The sequence below is a fragment of the Aeromonas sp. CA23 genome (assembly GCF_002587065.1).
In the GTDB taxonomy this organism is placed as follows: domain Bacteria; phylum Pseudomonadota; class Gammaproteobacteria; order Enterobacterales; family Aeromonadaceae; genus Aeromonas; species Aeromonas bestiarum.
In genome coordinates this window covers 4,339,855-4,360,157 of sequence record NZ_CP023818.1, presented here as the reverse complement: position 1 = coordinate 4,360,157, position 20,303 = coordinate 4,339,855, and the positions used below count along the sequence as shown (strand labels likewise).

At 61.8% G+C, this 20,303-nt stretch carries 21 protein-coding genes, 1 pseudogene and 1 riboswitch; of the genes and pseudogenes, 17 read left to right on the top strand and 5 right to left on the bottom strand.

Going from position 1 to position 20,303, the window contains the following annotated elements:
• Window positions 1-45: 45 nt before the first annotated feature.
• The 3 genes from CK910_RS20075 to narQ form a co-directional block, all read right to left on the bottom strand.
• The gene (locus CK910_RS20075) at window positions 46-621 is read right to left on the bottom strand and encodes an LON peptidase substrate-binding domain-containing protein (RefSeq protein WP_042872396.1); all 576 of its coding nucleotides are present in this window, start codon (window positions 619-621) and stop codon (window positions 46-48) included.
• Between the two features lie 607 nt (window positions 622-1,228).
• Window positions 1,229-1,867 carry a two-component system response regulator NarL gene (gene narL / locus CK910_RS20070; RefSeq protein WP_011705476.1) on the bottom strand — a complete coding sequence of 213 codons (639 nt, stop codon included), beginning with the start codon at window positions 1,865-1,867 and terminating at the stop codon, window positions 1,229-1,231.
• Window positions 1,867-3,579: a nitrate/nitrite two-component system sensor histidine kinase NarQ gene (gene narQ / locus CK910_RS20065; protein ID WP_043138475.1), complete on the bottom strand. Its 1,713-nt coding sequence runs from the start codon at window positions 3,577-3,579 to the stop codon at window positions 1,867-1,869. Before narQ ends, narL begins: the two co-directional genes overlap by 1 nt.
• A gap of 79 nt (window positions 3,580-3,658) precedes the next feature.
• Window positions 3,659-3,798, top strand: a riboswitch (molybdenum cofactor riboswitch).
• Between narQ and moaA the strand changes: the two genes are divergently transcribed.
• The 16 genes and pseudogenes from moaA to CK910_RS19985 all read left to right on the top strand — a co-directional run bounded on the left by moaA (window position 3,786) and on the right by CK910_RS19985 (window position 16,996).
• Window positions 3,786-4,781 carry a GTP 3',8-cyclase MoaA gene (moaA, locus tag CK910_RS20060; protein ID WP_098984473.1) on the top strand — a complete coding sequence of 332 codons (996 nt, stop codon included), beginning with the start codon at window positions 3,786-3,788 and terminating at the stop codon, window positions 4,779-4,781. It overlaps the preceding riboswitch by 13 nt.
• A 252-nt stretch (window positions 4,782-5,033) precedes the next feature.
• Window positions 5,034-5,543: a ferredoxin-type protein NapF gene (gene napF, locus CK910_RS20055; RefSeq protein WP_043557196.1), complete on the top strand. Its 510-nt coding sequence runs from the start codon at window positions 5,034-5,036 to the stop codon at window positions 5,541-5,543.
• A gap of 29 nt (window positions 5,544-5,572) precedes the next feature.
• Window positions 5,573-5,836, top strand: coding sequence for a chaperone NapD (locus CK910_RS20050; protein WP_043138469.1), 264 nt, complete (start codon window positions 5,573-5,575; stop codon window positions 5,834-5,836).
• Window positions 5,837-5,965: 129 nt separating this feature from the next.
• Complete coding sequence (gene napA / locus CK910_RS20045; protein ID WP_098984472.1) at window positions 5,966-8,455, top strand: nitrate reductase catalytic subunit NapA; 2,490 nt, start codon at window positions 5,966-5,968, stop codon at window positions 8,453-8,455.
• Between the two features lie 16 nt (window positions 8,456-8,471).
• The gene (gene napG, locus CK910_RS20040) at window positions 8,472-9,206 is read left to right on the top strand and encodes a ferredoxin-type protein NapG (RefSeq protein ID WP_098984471.1); all 735 of its coding nucleotides are present in this window, start codon (window positions 8,472-8,474) and stop codon (window positions 9,204-9,206) included.
• Window positions 9,203-10,078: a quinol dehydrogenase ferredoxin subunit NapH gene (napH, locus tag CK910_RS20035; RefSeq protein ID WP_098984470.1), complete on the top strand. Its 876-nt coding sequence runs from the start codon at window positions 9,203-9,205 to the stop codon at window positions 10,076-10,078. The genes napG and napH overlap by 4 nt, the downstream gene beginning before the upstream one ends.
• Window positions 10,078-10,536: a nitrate reductase cytochrome c-type subunit gene (locus tag CK910_RS20030; RefSeq protein WP_043138461.1), complete on the top strand. Its 459-nt coding sequence runs from the start codon at window positions 10,078-10,080 to the stop codon at window positions 10,534-10,536. Before napH ends, CK910_RS20030 begins: the two co-directional genes overlap by 1 nt.
• A gap of 11 nt (window positions 10,537-10,547) precedes the next feature.
• Window positions 10,548-11,138: a cytochrome c3 family protein gene (locus CK910_RS20025; RefSeq protein ID WP_043138459.1), complete on the top strand. Its 591-nt coding sequence runs from the start codon at window positions 10,548-10,550 to the stop codon at window positions 11,136-11,138.
• 262 nt (window positions 11,139-11,400) lie between these two features.
• Window positions 11,401-11,907 (top strand): molybdenum cofactor biosynthesis protein B, encoded by a 507-nt coding sequence (gene moaB, locus CK910_RS20020; protein ID WP_043138457.1) that lies wholly within the window; start codon window positions 11,401-11,403, stop codon window positions 11,905-11,907.
• A 49-nt stretch (window positions 11,908-11,956) separates the two neighbouring features.
• Entirely contained in the window at window positions 11,957-12,451 is a 495-nt protein-coding gene (gene moaC / locus CK910_RS20015; RefSeq protein ID WP_098984469.1) for a cyclic pyranopterin monophosphate synthase MoaC, read from the top strand.
• Entirely contained in the window at window positions 12,448-12,693 is a 246-nt protein-coding gene (moaD, locus tag CK910_RS20010; protein ID WP_043557190.1) for a molybdopterin synthase sulfur carrier subunit, read from the top strand. Before moaC ends, moaD begins: the two co-directional genes overlap by 4 nt.
• Before the next feature lie 101 nt (window positions 12,694-12,794).
• Complete coding sequence (moaE, locus tag CK910_RS20005; protein ID WP_098984468.1) at window positions 12,795-13,274, top strand: molybdopterin synthase catalytic subunit MoaE; 480 nt, start codon at window positions 12,795-12,797, stop codon at window positions 13,272-13,274.
• Window positions 13,275-13,362: 88 nt separating this feature from the next.
• Window positions 13,363-14,091, top strand: a complete 729-nt coding sequence (gene modA, locus CK910_RS20000; protein ID WP_098984467.1) for a molybdate ABC transporter substrate-binding protein — start codon at window positions 13,363-13,365, stop codon at window positions 14,089-14,091.
• 220 nt (window positions 14,092-14,311) lie between these two features.
• Window positions 14,312-14,993: pseudogene (modB, locus tag CK910_RS19995) on the top strand (molybdate ABC transporter permease subunit).
• Window positions 14,990-16,090, top strand: a complete 1,101-nt coding sequence (gene modC, locus CK910_RS19990; protein WP_098984466.1) for a molybdenum ABC transporter ATP-binding protein — start codon at window positions 14,990-14,992, stop codon at window positions 16,088-16,090. The pseudogene modB and the gene modC overlap by 4 nt, the downstream one beginning before the upstream one ends.
• Before the next feature lie 129 nt (window positions 16,091-16,219).
• Entirely contained in the window at window positions 16,220-16,996 is a 777-nt protein-coding gene (locus CK910_RS19985) for an alpha/beta fold hydrolase (protein ID WP_172955373.1), read from the top strand.
• Between the two features lie 66 nt (window positions 16,997-17,062).
• Here CK910_RS19985 and moeB read toward each other — a convergent pair whose 3' ends face one another.
• Together moeB and moeA are read right to left on the bottom strand one after the other, a co-directional pair.
• Complete coding sequence (moeB, locus tag CK910_RS19980) at window positions 17,063-17,818, bottom strand: molybdopterin-synthase adenylyltransferase MoeB (protein ID WP_098984465.1); 756 nt, start codon at window positions 17,816-17,818, stop codon at window positions 17,063-17,065.
• A complete protein-coding gene (moeA, locus tag CK910_RS19975; RefSeq protein ID WP_098984464.1) occupies window positions 17,815-19,041 on the bottom strand; it encodes a molybdopterin molybdotransferase MoeA in 1,227 nt (408 codons plus the stop codon). Before moeA ends, moeB begins: the two co-directional genes overlap by 4 nt.
• Window positions 19,042-19,347: 306 nt before the next feature.
• Between moeA and folE the strand changes: the two genes are divergently transcribed.
• Complete coding sequence (folE, locus tag CK910_RS19970) at window positions 19,348-20,004, top strand: GTP cyclohydrolase I FolE (protein ID WP_042872363.1); 657 nt, start codon at window positions 19,348-19,350, stop codon at window positions 20,002-20,004.
• The last annotated feature ends 299 nt before the right edge of the window (window positions 20,005-20,303 follow it).

Here is a 20,303-nt window from a genome sequence, read left to right as displayed (position 1 = left end):
ATTTTCATTGTGGGAATATTCGCATTTTGCAATGTTCTCTTTGACTCACTGTGCGATCAGTCGGCGCAAGAATTGACGGGCCGCTTCGCTATTTTGTTTGGCAATCAACATCTGTTTTTCGTAGATGGGCATGGGCAGAATTTCGAGCCAGCGTTGGCAGAGCCAGGCCGCATCGTCAAACTGCTTGTCCGGGTAGAGCTCATCGAGCTCCGGATACTGCTCGAACACTTCCCGCAGCCGGGTGACCAGCGGTTTGTCACTGAAGTCTGAATGGGCGCTCGGCCAGTTGGGCAGCGCTTCGACCTTGGCCCGGCGCAATCCCATCTCGTCCGTTTCCATCTCATGGATGCAGAAACGTTCCATGCCGAGCACAGTGACGCCGAGCAGGCCGTCATTCAGGGTGTAGAAATCGGTCACCTTCACCCGGGTGCCGACCGGCAGTATGCGCCCGGACTTGCCCGTGGTGGTCGCCTCTTCCATCACTATGCCGAAACCCTGGTCATTGATGAATGACTCTTTGAGCATCTGCAGGTGGCGCGGTTCAAACAAACGCAGCGGAAGCTTGCCACCAGGCAGTATGTGGGAAGGCAAGGGGAACAATGCCAAGGGTTGAAGTTTCATGTTCCGTCCTCCATTGAGTAGTTGCTGAATAGGACAATGCAGCGACTGTGCCAGAGGATGAAAAAGGCCCCGAAATGGGGGTGTCAGTCTCCAAGTTGAGTCTGAAATTTATTAATAATCAGATATTTATATTTTTATCTTTTTTTCCAAGGTGATCCCGTAGTCAGCTGAATACGGCCGGATCCTGAGTACTCGCCCCCCGCTCTCTTTGCGTCCTGAATTGAAGCGCATCGCATCTTGCAAAGAGCCAAGTGCAAAATGCGCATGGCCGTTGCGGCGGCGTGCAAACCGCGTCGCTGGCCTGAGTACAAGGTGCGAGCAGGCAGGGGAGTCCGGTTTGAGAAGCGAGAAGATAGAAGCGTGCCGCAGTGACGGATGCGGTGAATCGGCGGGTGAATTCCGCTTCCACACAAGCGGGAGTGTGTGGTCGCCCATCTCGCTTGTTGTGGGGGCAAAGGGGACCGGCCGGGTTTTGCGTAGATAAGGAAAGCCCCGACGATGCGGGGCTTTGGTTTTTTTCTCAAGCTGATCAAGGCATGTGCATAGAGCGCAACAAAGTGCTCTGTTGCATGCAGTGCACAAACTGCAGCGCTTTAGGGCAAGCGCGTTAGTTGCGCTGCTCCAGGTACATGACGGCCGCTTCCACGCGGCTCTGGGCCTCGAGCTTCTTCAGCAGACTCTTCACGTGCACCTTGACCGTGCCCTCGGAGATATGGAGCACGGAGGCGACTTGCTTGTTGGAGAGGCCCTTGGCAATCTCGCGCAGGATCTGCATCTCGCGACGGGTCAGGCTCTCCAGCTTCTGCTGCAGATGATCCAGCTCGTAGATGTTCTCGAGGTAGGGGCGCAGCGGCTCGCTCAGGATCTGTTTGCCGGTCATCACGTCCGCCAGCTGGGCGAGCAGCATCTCTGGCTCGGTATCCTTGAGCAGATAGCCATCGGCGCCGGCCTTGAGCAGGGCGACCACATCCTGGCGGGCATCCGAGACGGTCAGGATCACCACCCGGGAGGTGACCTCTTCGGTGCGCAGCGCCTTGAGGGTATCCAGACCGGAGAGGCCTTTCATGTTGAGGTCGAGCAGGATCAGATCCGGTTCGGACTCCTTGGCCATGGCGACGGCGTCGGTGCCGTTGGACGCTTCACCGACCACCTCTATGTTCTCTTCCAGGGCCAGCAATTGCACAATCCCTTTGCGCATGAGGGGATGGTCATCCACGACCAGAACACTATATTTCATCTCGTCCATCAGGCATCTCTTGTTAGGCTGGTGGGAAAGGTCAGATGTACGCAGGTGCCTCTGGGCGGCTGCTCGCTGATGGTCAGCAGACCATGCAACTTGCTGGCACGCTCATTCATGATGCTAAGGCCATAGTGGTTGACCGCCGAGCTTGCGATCCCTATTCCAACACCGTCATCTGAAATCTGAACCTGAATGTTACCATTGGCGAGGGTCTCACAGCTAACATCAATCACTTGCGCGTTGGCATGTTTGATGGCGTTGAGCACTGCCTCACGGATCAGCTGCAGGATATGGATATGCTGGCCCGCCTCCAGATCCGTATCGGCCAGACCGTAATGGAGCCCGATCTCGGCCTGGGTCTGTGGCTTGAGCTGTTCCAGCATCACCTTGATGGCTTCCCCCAGATTGGCGTCACCTATGCTGAGGCGGAAGGTGCCGAGCAGCTCGCGCAGCTGGGTGTAGGCGCTGCTGAGCCCCTCGTCGATCTGTTGCATGGCGGCCTCTGTCTTGGCGGATTCCCCCTTGGCGAAGGCGCGTTTGAGCAGGGTGGACTGGATCTTGAGATAGGAGAGCGCCTGGGCCAGCGAGTCGTGCAGCTCGCGGGCGATGACGGCTCTCTCTTCCATCAGCAGCAGCCGCTGATGTTGCAGCAGGGTTTGATCCTTGTGCAGCACCTGAGCCAGCAGCATGGAGAAGTTCTTCATCAGCCGCTCGTCTATGGGGTGGCTGCTGATCACGTCAAGCCGGCCGTACTCCTGCTCATCCATCTGCAGATGAAAGCTCACCACTGAGTCGAGATCGCCGGGCCAGCCCTTGCGCCCCGTGATGTAGTCCGGCATGGCGTTGTGTTCGAAGCGGGTCAGCCGTATGTGGTCTATGTGCTGATGGGCCGCGGCCCGCTCCAGCAGCTTGAGCAGGGTGCGCCGGCTCAGCGGCGCCGCATGCAGCTTCTGGGCTGTGCTGTAGAGGAAGGAGAGGGTGTCGTTGGCCTGCTGCAGCTTGGCGGTTTTCTCTTCCACCTTGCTCTCCAGCTCCCGATAGAGCTTGCCCAGTTCGTCGGCCATGGTGACGAAGGCACCCGACAACTCCCCCAGCTCGTTCTCGCAATGGGGGGGCAGGGTGAGATCGAACTCCTGGCGCTGGATCTGGCGGGCGCAATAGACCAGCTGGTTGAGCGGTGCCACCACCTGCTGGCGGGTAAACCGCACGGTAAACCAGGCGATGGTGATGATGGAGAGCAGCCCCAGCCCTTCGGCCAGCGCCAGCATGCGCACCTTGAACTCCACGTGGTACTGCATCTGGTTGACGAAGTCGTCGATGGCCGCCACAAACTGCTCAGTGTTGTCTGTGTAGCGTCTGGGGGTGGCATTCTCGATGTGCTCGCGCATCACCTGCCATTGCAGCAACACCTCGCCATAGGTGCGGCGCAGGGAGGCGGGAGTGATCCAGCGCTGGGTCTCCTGCAACTCGGCCGCATGCAGCGTCTGTTCAAACTGATCGAGTCGTCCCAGCACGGGCTGGCCCTGCTCTATCTCGTAGGCCATGCGGTAGGCCTGCATCCGCAGCGAACCCGACAGGTTGATCGCCTTGGCATCGGGCACCGAGTAGAACAGGGTCACCATGGCCACCACGGCGATCAGGCTCGCCATGAACAGAATGAGCACCATGGAGCGCCCGATGGCGCTGCTGACCGAATGCACTTTGAACCACTTTCCCATGCTGATCGTCTTCCTTCGCATCAGACAATAACCCCACAAAGTAGCATGGGAGTGTACTCCAACTTGTGCTAGCATCGAAAAACTAGATGAACTCCGAGCTGTTTTGCCTAAGTCCTTGCGATAGGGGAAAACCGCCGTCAGCCGATGTTCGAGCTGTAAGGGTCAGGAAAGAAATGCCCTGGCCTCCCGTATTTGGAAAGGTGTTTATGTCGCCACTGCAAGATGGTTTTTCCCGTCGTTTTTACTATTTGCGCCTGTCGGTTACCGATGTGTGCAATTTTCGTTGTACCTACTGTTTGCCCGACGGCTATCGTCCCCCGGACGGGAACAAAGAGGGGCGCAAGTCGTTTCTTTCGCTGGACGAGATCCGCCGCATTGTCTCGGGCTTCGCCGCCATGGGCACCCGCAAGGTGCGTCTGACCGGAGGCGAGCCCTCCCTGCGCCGGGACTTCACCGCCATCATAGAGACGGTGGCCAATACCCCGGGCATAGAGAAGGTGGCCATGACCACCAATGGCTACCGCTTGAAAGAGCGCGCCCAGGAGTGGTTCGATGCGGGCCTCACCGCCCTCAACGTCAGCGTCGACAGTCTGGATCCCCGTCAGTTTCACCAGATCACCGGTGAGAACAAGCTGGCGGAGGTGATGGACGGGATCGAAGCGGCGCTGGCCGCCGGCTTCAAATCGGTGAAGATCAATGCAGTGCTGCTCAAGGGGCTCAATGACCATCAACTGGATGCGTTTCTGGCCTGGATCAGGCACAAGCCCATCGAGCTGCGTTTCATCGAGCTGATGCAGACCGGCGAGATGGATACCCTGTTTCAGAACCATCACGCCAGCGGTGATCTCATCAAGCAGCGGCTGCTCGAGAGTGGCTGGGTCCAGCAGTTGCGTGGTGCGGACGATGGTCCGGCCCAGGTCTTCATGCATCCTGAGTCAATGGGGGGCGTGGGGCTCATCATGCCCTACAGCAAGGATTTCTGTGCCGGTTGCAACCGGCTGCGGGTCTCCTCCGTGGGCAAGCTGCACCTGTGTCTGTTCGGTGACAGCGGGGTGGAGCTGCGTGATCTGCTGGCGGCAGACAACCAGCAGGATGCGCTGCAACAGCGCATTCGTGCCGCCCTCACCGGCAAGGCTGCATCCCACCGCTTGCACGAGGGCAATGCCGGCATGACCCCTCATCTGGCCTCTATCGGCGGCTAACCCTCAGGTGGGCTTGAAAAAATAGCCATCGATTAATAAGCAATCCTCAAATGGGGGTATTTTCACCTGCCCCCCTTCTCTCTCTTGACGCCAAGGGTTTGATCCAGCGCAAGAATCCCCCCTGTTTATCTCCCTAGTGGTATATCCCTGACCTTGTCAGGGCCGCAATATACACCCACTCTTATAATAGGTATTGAAAATGCCTGTCATGGGACTCGCTCGTGCGCTATCAACCACCAGAAAGGAGTCGATATGCCGGATGGGGTCAACCTGTCGCGTCGTGGTCTGTTTCGAGGTCGCCTGACATCGAGCGACCCTCAGGTTCAGTTGCCCTGGTCAGTCTCCTGGCCCGAGTTCGTGGCCGACTGCACCCGCTGTGGCGATTGCCTGGCGGCCTGCCCGGAGCAGATCCTGATCAAGGGTGACGGTGGTTATCCTGCGGTGGATTTCCTGCGTGGCGAGTGCACCTTCTGCGGTGATTGCGTCACGGCTTGCAAGGCGCCGGTATTTCGTCCCATGACGGAGGCGCCCTGGCGATACATAGCCCATATTGAAGCCAGCTGTCTGGCCAGTACCCAAGTCTTCTGCCAGCGTTGCCAGGATAGCTGCGAAACCCGCGCGATCCGCTTTTCTCCCGTGCTGGGCCGGGTACCGACCCCCAGCATAGATGCCGCCTCGTGTACCGGCTGTGGCGCCTGCGTGATGGACTGTCCGGTGGGCAGCATCCGGGTCGGCGCACCCAAATCCGAGGATCCAACATGAGTCAGGATGTGTGTGAAGCAGGAGCCACAATGAACCAAGAGTTCCATGTATCGAGCCTGGTGGTGCTGACCCAGCCCTCCCTGCGTCACCAGCTCGCAGAACAGATAGCATCCCTTGAGGGGGCCGAGGTCCACGCCGTCAGTGAGATCGGCAAGCTGGTGGTGACCCTGGAAGGGCCAAGCCAGCGCCCCATCATGGATGCCATAGATGCGATAAATGCCATGCCGGGCGTGTTGTCCGCCGCCCTGATCTACCATCAGTTCGATGAGCTCGATGTCGAATGCAAGGAATAGAAACGCCGTGAGGGCGGGGCCGCGAGGTTCGCGATACCCGATAAAAGCAATAAAGCGCCATGAAGCTGAGCCAGCGCGGCTCGTCACTATGGCTGTCATTGATGTGATTAAGCAATGTGAGGATATGTCATGAAGCTGAGTCGACGCGACTTTATGAAGGCCAATGCGGTGGCTGCTGCCGCGGCCGTGGCCGGAGTCAGTGCCCCCACGCTGGCGGCCAACCTGATCACCAGCACCGACAAGACCGCCATCACCTGGGACAAGGCGCCGTGCCGCTTCTGCGGTACCGGCTGTTCCGTGCTGGTGGGTTCCCAGAATGGGCGCGTCGTGGCGACCCAGGGCGATCCCGATGCACCGGTCAACCGTGGCCTGAACTGCATCAAGGGCTACTTCCTGTCCAAGATCATGTATGGCCAGGACCGGCTGACCCAACCCATGCTGCGCATGACGGATGGCAAGTTCGACAAGAACGGTGACTTTGCCCCCATCAGCTGGGATCAGGCATTCGACATCATGGCCGAGAAGTTCAAGGCGACCCTGAAAGAGAAGGGGCCGACCGCCGTCGGCATGTTTGGCTCCGGCCAGTGGACAGTGTGGGAAGGCTACGCCGCCGCCAAGCTGATGAAGGCGGGGCTGCGGACCAACAACCTGGATCCCAATGCCCGTCACTGCATGGCCTCGGCCGTAGTGGGGTTCATGCGCACCTTCGGCATGGACGAGCCCATGGGCTGCTACGATGACATAGAGCAGGCCGATGCCTTCGTGTTGTGGGGCTCCAACATGGCCGAGATGCACCCCATCCTCTGGTCACGCATCTCGGATCGCCGTTTGTCCCATCAAGAGGTGCAGGTGCACGTGCTCTCCACCTTCGAGCACCGCAGCTTCGAACTGGCCGACAACGGCATGGTGTTCACGCCGCAGACCGACTTGGCGATCCTCAACTACATAGCCAACTACATCATCCAGAATGACAAGGTGAACTGGGAGTTCGTCAACAAGCACACCCAGTTCCGCAAGGGGGTCACCGACATCGGCTATGGCCTGCGTCCGACTCACCCGCTGCAACAGCAGGCGAAGAACCCGGACAGTGGTGACTCCACCCCCATGAGCTTCGATGACTTCGCGAAATTCGTGGCGGATTACGATGTCGACTCGGTTGCCAAACTCTCCGGCGTCTCCAAAGACAAGCTCGAGAAGCTGGCCCAGCTCTATGCCGACCCGAGCAAGAAGGTGGTCTCCTACTGGACCATGGGCTTCAACCAGCACACCCGTGGCGTCTGGGCCAACAACCTCTGCTACAACATCCACCTGTTGACCGGCAAGATCTCCACCCCGGGCTCGGGTCCCTTCTCCCTGACCGGCCAGCCCTCCGCCTGCGGTACCGCGCGCGAAGTGGGCACCTTCGCCCACCGTCTGCCGGCCGACATGGTGGTGACCGAGCCCAAGCACCGTGCCATCGCCGAGAAGATCTGGAAACTGCCGGAAGGCACCATACCGGAGAAGGTGGGTTACCACGCCGTGCTGCAAAACCGCATGCTCAAAGACGGCAAGCTCAACGCCTACTGGGTGATGTGCAACAACAACATGCAGGCCGGCCCCAACATGAACGAAGAGGGGCTGCCCGGTTACCGCAACCCGGCCAACTTCATCGTGGTGTCCGACCCTTACCCGACCGTGACTGCCCAGGCCGCGGATCTCATCCTGCCCACCGCCATGTGGGTGGAGAAAGAGGGGGCCTATGGCAACGCCGAGCGCCGCACCCAGTTCTGGCACCAGCAGGTCAAGCCGCCGGAAGGGGCAAAGTCCGACCTGTGGCAGCTGATGGAGTTCGCCAAGCGCTTCACGGTGGAAGAGGTGTGGCCGGCCGAGCTTATCGCCAAGATGCCGGAAGTGAAGGGCAAGACCCTGTATGAGGTGCTCTACAAGAACGGTCAGGTCGATCAGTTCCCGAAAGAGCAGAGCAAGGGTGTGCTCAACGACGAGGCTGAACACTTCGGTTTCTACGTCCAGAAGGGGTTGTTCGAGGAGTACGCCAGCTTCGGCCGTGGTCATGGCCACGATCTGGCCCCTTTCGATCAATACCACGAGGCGCGCGGTCTGCGCTGGCCCGTGGTGGATGGCAAGGAGACCCTGTGGCGCTACCGTGAAGGGTTCGACCCTTACGTGAAAGCGGGCGAGGGGGTGCGTTTCTACGGCAAGCCCGATGGCAAGGCGGTGATCTTCGCGCTGCCCTACGAGCCGGCCGCCGAGGCACCGGACAAAGAGTACGACATGTGGCTCTCTACCGGCCGCGTGCTGGAACACTGGCACACAGGCACCATGACCCGTCGCGTGCCCGAGCTCTATCGCGCCTTCCCGGATGCCGTGCTCTTCATGCACCCGGAAGATGCCAAGGCCCGTGGCGTGCGTCGTGGCGAAGAGGTGATCGTCTCCTCCCGTCGTGGCGAGGTGAAGACCCGGGTCGAGACCCGTGGCCGTAACCGTCCGCCCAAAGGCCTGGTGTTCATGCCCTTCTTCGACGCGAGTCAACTAGTCAACAAGCTGACCCTGGACGCGACAGATCCGCTCTCCAAAGAGACGGATTACAAGAAGTGCGCCGTCAAGGTCGTCAAGGCATAAGGCGGGGGAGCGCGAGATGAGTCGTAGTCGGCGCCAGTTTCTGGCCGACATGGCCAAGGGGGCCTGCGGTGTGGGCCTGCTTGGTGTGGGGCTCGGCGGCATGGCGCGCCAGCAGGTGCAAGCCGTGCCTGTCCAGGCGCTGCGCCCGCCAGCCGCCCTCGACGAGGCCGAGTTTCTCAGCGCCTGCGTGCGCTGCGGGCTCTGCGTCGAGGCCTGCCCCTACGACACTCTCAAGCTTGCCCGGCTGTTTGAACCCGTGACCACCGGCACCCCCTATTTTGATGCGCGTGCCGTGCCGTGCGAGATGTGTGACGACATCCCCTGCGTGGTGGCCTGCCCGAGCGGGGCGCTGGATCAGGGGATGACCGACATCGATCAGGCGCGCATGGGGGTGGCAGTGCTCATCGATCACGAGACCTGTCTCAACTACCTGGGGCTGCGCTGCGATGTCTGCTACCGGGTCTGCCCCTTGATTGACAAGGCGATCACCCTCGAGCTGCAGCACAATCAGCGCACCGGCAAGCACGCCATGTTTCTGCCCACGGTGCACAGCGACAGCTGCACCGGCTGCGGCAAGTGCGAGCATGCCTGCGTGCTGGAGGAGTCTGCCATCAAGGTGGTGCCCCGTCAGCTCGCCAAGGGGGAGCTGGGCCATCACTACCGGCTCGGCTGGGAAGAGAAGCGCAAGGCGGGCAAGTCGCTCATCGGTGAGCGGCTCACCCTGCCGACCCGCAAACCGGAGGGGCTATGAGTCGTTATCCGGGGGCAGAGGCTAGCGCGCGGCTCGGCTGGTGGCGGTCACATCGCTTCCTGCTGCTGCGGCGCCTGACCCAGTGCTGCGTGCTGGGGCTGTTCCTGCTGGGGCCGCTGGCGGGCGTCTGGATCCTCAAGGGCAACCTCTCCAGCTCACTCTTGCTGGAGACGGTCCCGCTCACGGATCCCCTCACCCTGCTGCAATCGGTGGCGGCGGGCCATTGGCCCATCACCACCCTCTGGCTGGGGGCGGTCCTGGTGCTGCTGGGGTACTGGCTGGTCGGGGGGCGGGTGTTCTGCTCCTGGGTCTGTCCGGTCAACCTCATCACGGATGCCGCCGCCTGGGCCAGGGCCCGGCTTGGCCTCAAGGGCAACGGTCAGTTCAACCGCAATACGCGCTACTGGCTGCTGGCCATGGTGCTGGTGGCCCCGGCCATCGCGGGCGTGCTGGTGTGGGAGCTGGTCAATCCGGTCTCGCTTGCCCTGCGCGGTCTGCTGTTTGGCATGGGGGCTGGGTGGGCCTTGCTGGCGGTGCTCTTCCTGTTCGACCTTTTTGTGGTGGAGCGGGGCTGGTGTGGTCATCTCTGTCCGGTGGGGGCCTTCTATGCCCTGGTCAACCGGGTCGGGTTCATCAAGATTTCTGCCAGGGGGCGTGAGCGGTGCAGCAACTGCATGGATTGTTATGCGGTCTGCCCCGAGCGTCCCATTCTGCGCGGCCCCGTTCACGGTGCCAAGCGTGGTCACGGGCCCTTGATTGTGGCTCAAGAGTGTACCAACTGCGGCCGTTGCATTGATGTCTGCGCGGAGCAAGTTTTTGAAATCACTGTAGGTTTTGCCGTCAAGGCTGATAAAACGTCGGAGAACAGATAATGAAAAAGCTGATTGGAGCAATGCTGGCCTGCCTGGTGGCGGGGTCCTTGATGGCAGCACAGAATCCCGAAATCACGACGGAGACCGGTGGCATCAAGTCTGAACGGGGCACCACGGATCTCGGGACCGAGGCCGAAGCCGCCCCCATGAAGAACTTTCGCAAGGATGGCGACCTCTACGATCGCCAGTACATGCATCAGCCACCGCTGATCCCCCACGACACCCGCAACTATGAAGTGGACAACAAGGTCAACAAGTGCCTGGCCTGTCACAGCTTCAAGAATGCCAGCAAGATGAAGGCCCCCAAGATCAGCCCGACTCACTTCGAGACCCGTGACGGCATGACCTTGGGGGAGGTCTCGCCCCGTCGCTACTTCTGCCTGCAGTGCCACGTGCCGCAAACGGATGCCAAGCCGCTGGTGGAAAATACGTTTAAACCGGTTGAAGCGCTGAACTGAGGAACCCATAGATGAAATTACCTGGTTTTGTGCAACGACTGTGGACCACCTTCAAGTCTCCCTCCAAGGCCGCCCTCTGGGTGTTGCTGATGATGGGCTTCTTTGGCGGGGTCATCTTCTGGGGCGGTTTCAACACCGCCATGGAAGCCTCCAACACCGAGAAGTTTTGTACCGGTTGTCACGAGATGAAGGACAACGTGTTCGTGGAGTACCGCGACACCATCCACTACGCCAACCGTTCCGGCGTGCGCGCTAGCTGCCCGGATTGCCACGTGCCCCACGAATGGACCTACAAGATCATTCGCAAGGTGCAGGCGTCCAAGGAGCTGTGGGGCATGCTGACCGGCAAGGTGGATACCCGCGAGAAGTTCGAGAGCCACCGCCGCGAGATGGCCGAGCGGGAGTGGAAGCGCATGAAGGACACGGATTCGAGGGAGTGTCGCAACTGCCACAACTTCGAGTACATGGACTTCTCCCTGCAAGGCAAGCGTGGGGCCCAGATGCACTCCACCAGTCTGGCCAGTGGCGAGAGCACCTGCATCGACTGCCACAAGGGCATAGCTCACCAGCTGCCTGACATGACAGGGGTGAAGGGCTTCTAAGGTAGCCAGATCCAGGCCGGGCTTGCCCGGCCTGTTCATATTGCAGCCAACCGCGCCAAAACGGCATTTGTGTGTCCTTTAAATCCCCCCTCTGGCACGAGTTTTGGTAGAATCGGGCCGCCGTGAGTCGCAGCGAGTGACCATGTGGTAAGGGTCATGCCTGCGCAGGTATGGATCCTCCCCGGATCAAGCGCTGCACACCAGGATCCTGGCTACTCTCTTCTTCTCTTTGCTCACGGTCCTTTGTTATCAGGAGCTGCCCATGGGACAGAACATGACCGCATTCATTCCCCTCAAGATCGCCGTGTTGACGGTCTCCGACAGTCGTACCAGCGCCAATGACAGCTCGGGCGACTATCTGGTCTCGGCCGTGACCGACGCCGGTCACCAGCTGGCCGATCGGGCCCTGCTCGCCGACAACCTCTATCAAGTTCGCTCCCGGGTCAGCCAGTGGATCGCCGATGAGGGCATCCAGGTGGTGCTGATCAATGGCGGCACGGGTTTCACTGATCAGAACTGGGTGCCGGAGGCGGTCGGCGTCTTGTTTGACCGCACCGTCAAGGGCTTTGGCGAGCTGTTCCGTCAGCTCTCGTTTGCCGAGATCGAAGGCTCTGCCATGCAGAGCCGTGCCCTGGCCGGGCTCGCCAACCGCACCCTGGTCTGCTGTCTGCCTGGTTCTCCCGGCGCCTGCCAGCTGGGCTGGGAGCAGCTCATCCGGGATCAGCTTGATGCCCGTACCCAGCCCTGCAACTTCGTGACCCATCTCTGAGCCACGAGCCATGGATCCCAGCACTCTTTCAGCCTTCAAGGGGAACCTGATGAACCTGACCCATCTCAACCAAAGCGGCGAAGCCCACATGGTGGACGTGACCGACAAGCAGGTCACCGAACGTGAGGCCCGCGCCGAGGCTTTCGTCGCCATGGCACCGGAAACCCTGGCGCTGATCCTGAGCGGTCAGCACCACAAGGGGGACGTGTTCGCCACCGCCCGCATCGCCGGCATCATGGCGGCCAAGAAAACGGCGGATCTCATCCCCCTCTGCCACCCCCTGGCCCTTACCCGGGTGGAGGTAGAGATCGAACCTCTGCCGGCGGACAATAGGGTCCATATTCGCACCCTCTGCAAGCTCTCCGGCAAGACAGGGGTGGAGATGGAGGCGCTGACCGCGGCCTCGGTGGCGGCGCTGACCATCTACGACATGTGCAAGGCGGTGCAAAAGGACATGGTGATCGAACAGGTGCGACTGGTGGAGAAAAAGGGCGGCAAGTCCGGCCACTTTCAGCTGGGCGCGAATGCAGGGGCGCAGGCATGATCAAGGTACTGTTTTTTGCGCAAGTAAGAGAGCTGGTGGCCTGTGACGAACTGAGCCTGCCCTGCGACTACGCTACCGCCGAGCAGCTGCGGGCGACCCTGTGTGAGCGCGGTGACAAGTGGGCACTGGCGCTGGAAGCGGGCAAATTGCTGGTCGCGGTCAACCAGACCCTGGTGCCCCTCGATACCCCCATCAATGATGGCGATGAAGTGGCCTTCTTCCCCCCCGTGACCGGAGGCTGAGGATGAGCGAGATAACGACCGTGGATCGCACCACTGAGCTGTGGGACGGGGATGAGGCCGCCTTCTTCCCTCTCCTTCCAGTCACGACCGGAGGCTGAGCCATGTCTCAAGCAACCACGACGCCCGTAGATCGCATCCTGGTGCAGCGGGAAGACTTCTCACTGGCCGATGAGTATGCCCGTCTCGCCACCCGCGCCGACAGTGGCGCCATCGTCACCTTCGTCGGCAAGGTGCGCGACTTCAATCAGGGGGAGGAGGTGAAGGGGCTGGCCCTCGAGCACTATCCCGGCATGACCGAGAAGGCGCTGGCCGACATAGTGCAGGAGGCACGCCGCCGCTGGTCGCTGCAGGAGTGCACCCTCATTCACCGCATCGGCGAGTTGTTGCTCGGCGATCAGATAGTGCTGGTGGCGGTGAGCAGTGCCCACCGCGATGCCGCGTTTGATGCCTGTCACTTCATCATGGATTTTCTGAAAACCCGGGCACCGTTCTGGAAAAAAGAGCTGACTGCCGAGGGGATTCAACGCTGGGTCGAGGCCAAGGAGAGCGACAGCGCTGCCGCCGCCCGCTGGAAAATTTGACCTGTTCATCGTAGGGGCTCAGGTTCAACGGGAACCTTGCCCCTGTTTTCGGGCCTGGTGAGACCAGACCCACATCAGGAGGAAGGGAATGAAACCGTTGTTATCTGTTGTCATTGCAGGCGTCTGTGCCGCGGCGCTTAACCCCATTGCCGTACAAGCCGACGAGGTGAAGGTGGCCGTAGCCGCCAACTTCAAGGGCACCATAGAGCGCATCGGCAAGGAGTTCACCGCCAAGACTGGCCACAGCGTCATCATCAGCTCTGCCGCCACCGGTGTGCTCTACACCCAGATCAGTCACGGCGCGCCGTTCGATCTCTTCCTCTCCGCCGATGTGGCCACCCCCGAGAAGCTGGAGAAAGAGGGCAAGGGCAGCGATCGTTTCACCTATGCCATCGGCCAGCTGGGCTTGTGGAAGAAGGGCGGCCCGGCCCCCGACGAGGCGAGCCTGCGCAGTTGGAAAGGCAACCTGGCCATCGCCAATGCCCGTACCGCTCCCTATGGTGCCGCCGCCATGGTGGCCCTGGAAAGCCTCAAGATCGATCCCAAACAGTACCGTCTGCTGACCGGCGCCAACATAGGCCAGACCTGGCAGTTCGTCGATACCGGCAACGCCGAGCTGGGCTTCGTCGCCTGGGCCAACCTGGTGGAGGCGGGCAAAACAGGCGAAGCCTGGGCTGTGCCGAACACGCTGTATCCGGCCATCGAACAGCAGGGGCTGGTGCTGAAGAAGGGCGCCGCCGTCGAGGCGCTGGTCGCCTGGCTCAAGGGACCGGGTCAGGCGCAGATCAAGGCCGCAGGCTATGCCCTGCCCCAATAAGGGCATGAGCCTGATGCGCAACCATGAGTGGTCGGCCTTGGGGTCGACCACGCTTTGCCATGAGGATGCACACCATGCCGTTGGCTGATCCCAACCGGGAGCTGGGCGATGAATAAAAGGGATCTGCTGGCGATGACCTGCCTGACTCAGGATCAGGTCTATCGGGGGATCTGCTCATTTGCAGTGTCTGGTGCTGAACTTGGCGTTGGGAGTGAGTCCGATGAGTGAAGGGGATCTGCAGGCCATCTGGCTCACCCTGAAGTTGGCGGCCAGCACCACCGGCATTCTGTTGCTGCTGTCGCCGCCGCTGGCCTGGTGGCTGTCCCGCAGCCAGAACAAGTTGCGGCCCTTGGTGGAGGCGCTGGTGGCCCTGCCTCTGGTGCTACCCCCCACGGTACTCGGTTTCTATCTGCTGCTCGCCTTCTCACCCTCATACGGCCTTAGGTGCCTGGTGGCGTGACACCTTCGGCGCACCGCTTGCCTTCAGCTTTCTCGGTCTGCTGCTGGCCTCCATCCTCTATTCTCTCCCCTTCGTGGTGCAGCCGCTCACCTCCGCCTTCGTCAACATGGGCAACAAGGAGCTGGAAGCTGCCGCCACCCTGGGGCTCGGGCCGCTGGAGCGTTTCTTTCACATCATTTTGCCGATGACGCTGCCCAGCTTCGTGATGGCGGCGGCGCTCGGCTTTGCCCACACCCTGGGGGAGTTTGGCGTTGTGCTGATGATCGGCGGCAACATCCCGGGGGAGACCCAGGTGCTCTCCATCGCCCTGTTTGATCATGTGGAGGCGATGGATTACCAAAACGCCCATATTCTGGCGGGTGGCCTGATGGGCTTCTCGCTGGTGATGCTGGTGCTGGTCTACGGCGTATTGCAGCGCCGGCAACGGAGGCTGTTCGGATGAACCCGCCAGCCAATATTCCGCAGGGCCACGCCCTGCACCGCCAGTCCTTGCAACTTAATGCCAGGCGCGAGTTTGGCGCCTTTACCCTCGACTGCGAACTGACCCTCGAGCCGGGGGGTATTCTCGGCCTGTTCGGCCCCTCCGGCTGCGGCAAGAGCAGCCTGCTGCGCATCATGGCCGGATTGGATCGCCAGAGCAGCGATCGCCTGTGGTGGCGAGGGCGTGAACTGGCCGATCTGCTGCCCGAAGCGCGTCGCATCGGACTGGTGTTTCAGGATTCGCGGCTCTTCCCCCATCTGAGCGTGCTGGGCAATCTGCAGCTGGCGGCCCGCAAGGGGCGAGGGCGCTGGCAGCCCGAAGCGCTGGCCGCGCGTCTCGGCTTTGCCGAGTTGCTGGCGCAGCCGGCCCATGGCCTCTCCGGTGGTCAACGCCAGCGGGTGGCACTGGGGCGGGCGCTGCTGGCGGAGCCCGATCTGCTGCTGCTGGATGAGCCTTTTTCTGCGCTGGACAGGCGCAGCCGCATCCATCAGGCCCACGTGCTCAAGGGGTTGCAGCAGGAGAGCGGCATCCCCATGATCTTCGTCAGCCACGCCATGGAGGAGGTGAGCCTGCTGTGCGATCAGCTGGTGTTGCTGGAGGGTGGCCGGGTGGAGGCGCAGGGGCGGCCGAGCGAGATCTTCGCCCGCACCGATCTCTCGCTCGCCAGTCGCGACGATGCCGGTGTGATGCTGGATGCCACCCTGGCCCACTACGATGACGACGAGCAGATGGCGACCCTGCAGCTCGGCGAGCAGACATTGCGGGTCACAATGAACCATGTACCGGACGAGCGCGGCCCCTTGCAGATCAAGGTGGCGGGGCGGGACGTGGTGATCGCCACCGCCCCCATAGAGCACTCCAGCCTCTCCAACTGCCTCGTCACTCGCTTGCTGGCGGTGCGCGAGGTGCGCCCCGGCCAGACCCTGTTGCAGTTGGCACTGGGTGAGCAGATACTGCTGGCCCGGATCACCAGCCGTTCCGCCACCCGGCTGGCGCTGGCGCCGGAGCAGCAGATATACGCCTATATCAAGGCGGTCAGTCTGGTCAGCGAAGGCTGAGTCGGCGTCGTTCTGGTACATTATGGAGCGGCATCCCTGGTGGGTGCTGGGGGATGCCAGCAAGCTGGCCGGTCACTATCGGGATAAACAAGGCATGGTTCAGGCGATGAGTCGAGGGGCAATGAGCTGATGCGTCGCAATCAGGTGATGAAATCCAACGGTCTTGCCCTGCGCAGTGCGGGGGAGGGCCCCTTGCTGTTGCTGCTGCACGGGCTGGGCTCATCCAGTCTCGACTGGCAGGCGCAGATAGAGCGCTTCTCCGAACACTATCGGGTGGTGGCCCTCGACCTGCGAGGCCATGGTCAGAGCATGCAGGAGGGACCGTTCGACGTGGCCACCCTGGCTGCCGACGTGGTGCGCTGGCTCGACGAGCAACCGGAGCCCGCCTGGGTGGTGGGTCTCTCTCTGGGGGCCATGGTGGCACTGGAGCTGGCCTTGCAACTTCCTCACAAGGTACGAGGTCTGGTGCTGGTCAACGGTGTTAGCGAGTTTCTGCTGGAGACCCCCAAAGAGCAGGAGCGTTACGCCCAGCGCCTCAAGTTGCTGCGCTGGTTCGGCATGCGCCCGCTCGCCTGGTGGCTCGGGCGCGAGCTCTTCCCCGGCCCGGATCTCGCCCAGGTGCGCCACACCTTCCGGCTGCGCTTCGTGCGTAACAAAAAGAAGGTCTACAAGGCGCTGCTCGACGCCTTGCCCGGCTGGTCGGTGCGCGCCCGGCTCGGCGCCATCTGGCAGCCGGTGGCCATCATCTCCACCAGCCACGACTATCTGCCGCTTGCCAAGCGGGTGGAGCAGTTCGCCTCCCTGCCCAACGCCACCATCCACACCCCCAACGGTCACCACGCCTGGCCGGCAGAAGATCCCTCGGGGTTCAACCACCTGCTGCAGCGGATCCTCTCCACCCACTGAACGCGGGTCCGGGATACGAAAAAGCCGACCCCGTGGGGTCGGCTTTTTTGTGGGTATCGCTCGGGTTCAAGGATGGGAGCAAACCGGGCAGTCGGGGCGTTTGGGCAGCTTCATCTCGCGGAAGGTGCCGGTGAGGCCATCGATCATCAAGAGGCGGCCGCTGTAGCTGCGCCCCGTGCCCGCCAGCAATTTTATCGCCTCCAGCGCCTGCAGGCTGCCCACCAGCCCTACCACGGGGGCGAGTACCCCCGCCTCGACGCAGGTAAGGGCCTGCTCGCCAAACAGGGCGCTGAGGCAGGCGTAGCAGGGTTCATCCTCCTGCCAGGTGAAGCTGCACAGCTGCCCCTCCAGCCGGATGGCGGCGCCGCTGACCAGCGGCACCCTGTGCTTGCGCGCGTATTGGTTGAGCAGATTACGGATGGTCAGGTTGTCGGTACAGTCGAGCACCAGCTGATGGCTGGGTAGCAGGGCATCGAGCAGCGCCTCGTCGGCAACAGAGGCGTGAGTCTCCACCTTGATCCAGGGGTTGAGCGCGTGCAGGGACTGGGCGGCGGAGTCCACCTTGTAGTGGCCGATGCGCTCATCGGTGTGCAGTACCTGGCGCTGCAGGTTGGATAGCTCCACCTTGTCAAAATCCACCAGGGTGAGCTGGCCGACCCCGGCCACCGCCAGATACTGGCTGGCGGCGCAGCCCAGGCCCCCTGCACCTATCACCAGCACGCTGGCCTGCTTGAGCGCCTCCTGCCCCTCGAAGTCAAAGGATTTGAGGATGATCTGGCGGTTGTAGCGAAGGAGCTCGGCGTCCGAGAGAATGTCGCTCACAGCAGCAAGCCCCCGAACGGTTCGACGGTGACGGTTTCACCCGCCGCCACCTTGCCCCGCTCACGCTCAAGCACTATGTAGCAGTTGGCCCGCGACAGTGAGCTGAACACGGCGGAATCCTGGGAGCCTGTGCTGCGCACCTCCAGGCCGTCTGGCCCCTGGCTCAGAATGCCGCGCTGGAAGTCGAGTCGGCCCGGCGCTTTTTTCAGAGGCTCGCTGGCGATGGCCTGCAGTTGCAGCGGACGCTCGAACTGCTGCCCGGCCAGCTTGGCCAGCGCAGGCTGCACCAGCTGATCGAAGGTGACCATGGCGGAAACCGGATTGCCCGGCAGACCGAAGAACCAGGCGTTGGGCAGGCGGCCGAAGGCGAATGGCTTGCCCGGCTTGATGGCCAGCTTCCAGAAGCCGATCTCGCCGAGCTCCTCTAGCAACTGCTTGGTGAAGTCTGCCTCACCGACCGAGACGCCTCCCGTGGTGATCAGGGCATCGGCCTCGCGGTCGGCCTGCAGGAAGGCGGCGCGCAGCTGCGCGGGATCGTCCGGTATGATGCCAAGGTCGAGGCACTCACAGCCCATGCGCGCCAGCATGGCCTTGACCCCGTAGCGGTTGGAGTCATAGATGTCGCCATGGGCGAGCGGGGTGCCGACCGGCTTGAGTTCGTCGCCTGTGCTGAAGATGGCCACTCGCAGCGGGCGGCGCACGCTGATGGTGGCTATGCCGAGGGAGGCCAGCAGCGGCAGCTCGCGGGGGGTGAGCCGGGTACCGGCGCAGAGCACGCTGGCTCCCTCGCGGATATCTTCGCCGCGGCGGCGGATATTCTGGCCCGGGGCGGGCGGCACCAGAAAAGCGATCTTGTCACCGTCGGCCTGGGTTTCTTCCTGCATCACCACCGCATCCGTCCCCTCTGGCACGGGCGCGCCCGTCATGATCCGCACGCAGTGACCCGCGGGCCATTCCCCCTGATAGGGCTGACCGGCGAAGGCCTTGCCCGCCATGATGAGCGGGGTGCCGGCAGCGAGATCGGCCAGCCGCACGGCGTAACCGTCCATGGCGGCGTTGTCGAACGGAGGCACTGACAAGGGGGAGGCGATATCTGCCGCGAGCACCCGGCCGAGGGCCTGGGGCAGGGGCACTTGCTCGGTGTCGCAGCAGCAGGCGAGTTGGTCCAGCATCCCTTGCAGGGCATAGCTCAGGGGGAGTAGTCCGCTGGTATCAAATCCCATCGTCATTACCTCTTTGGTGTGGTTGAGGGCGGATTATCCCAAAAATCAGGGTGGATGGGCAGGCTTATCAGGAGCCGACACCAGGCTGTCTGGCACAGGGGGGGCGGAAGAGGGATTGTTTGTTGCAACCCTCCCCGTATGGGGGGGCCATCAAGGGGTAAAAGTCGACGGATTGGCATAAAGTCAGGAGACGGACTTGAGTTAGCTTGAATTATGGCAATAATCGCCGTTTACTATTGCGCCATAACAAAGTGCCGTCACAGACAAGGCGGCCATCACAGTCCCTGAGCGTGGGAGAGGAACAAGATGACGAGCTTAAGCCAGGAAGCCCTGTTGGTCAGGGCAGCCCTCGAGGCCGAGGGCCTCGAGACACCTCTGGTGGCCAATGCACTGGATGGTCAGCAGAAAAGGGAGAAGATCGAAGGCCACATGCGCGCCATCATGGAGACGCTGGGGCTGGATCTGACCGATGACAGCCTGGCGGAGACGCCGCACCGCATCGCCAAGATGTACGTGAACGAGATCTTCTCCGGCCTCGATTACAGCACCTTCCCCAAGGTGACAGTGATCGAGAACAAGATGAAGGTGGACGAGATGATCATGGTGCGGGACATCAGTCTCACCAGCACCTGTGAACACCACTTCGTCACTATCGACGGGCTGGCCCACGTGGCCTATATCCCCCGTGGCAAGGTGATCGGGCTGTCAAAAATCAACCGCATAGTGCAGTTCTTCGCCCGTCGTCCCCAGGTGCAGGAGCGGCTCACCCAGCAGATCCTGCTGGCGTTGCAGACCCTGCTCGGCACCAAGGATGTGGCCATCAGCATCAAGGCGACCCACTTCTGCGTGAAGGCGCGCGGCGTGATGGACTCCACTTCCTATACCACCACCACCTCTCTCGGTGGTGTGTTCAAGACCCAGCCCGACACCCGTGCCGAGTTTCTGGGCGGCCTGAAAGGCTAGCAGACAGGGGCATGTCGCATCGACATGCCCCTGTTGTCTTCTATCCCCTTTTGCTGTGCCCGACACTTTCGTCAGAAAAGTGCTAAAGCCATGCGCGAATGGGCCGATACAGCTCACCATGCCGGTCTAACGCTGCCCTGGCCATTGCCCTTTCAGGGCAAGGGCGCTTCAGGGGACAGGCCACGGCTACCCCTGGAACTTGCCTCATCCCTGTCATCAGGATGTAGGCGGCTCGATGAACTGCTATGGATGGCAGGTATCCTGATCCGTGCCGGGAAGGCACAGTACAGACGAATACC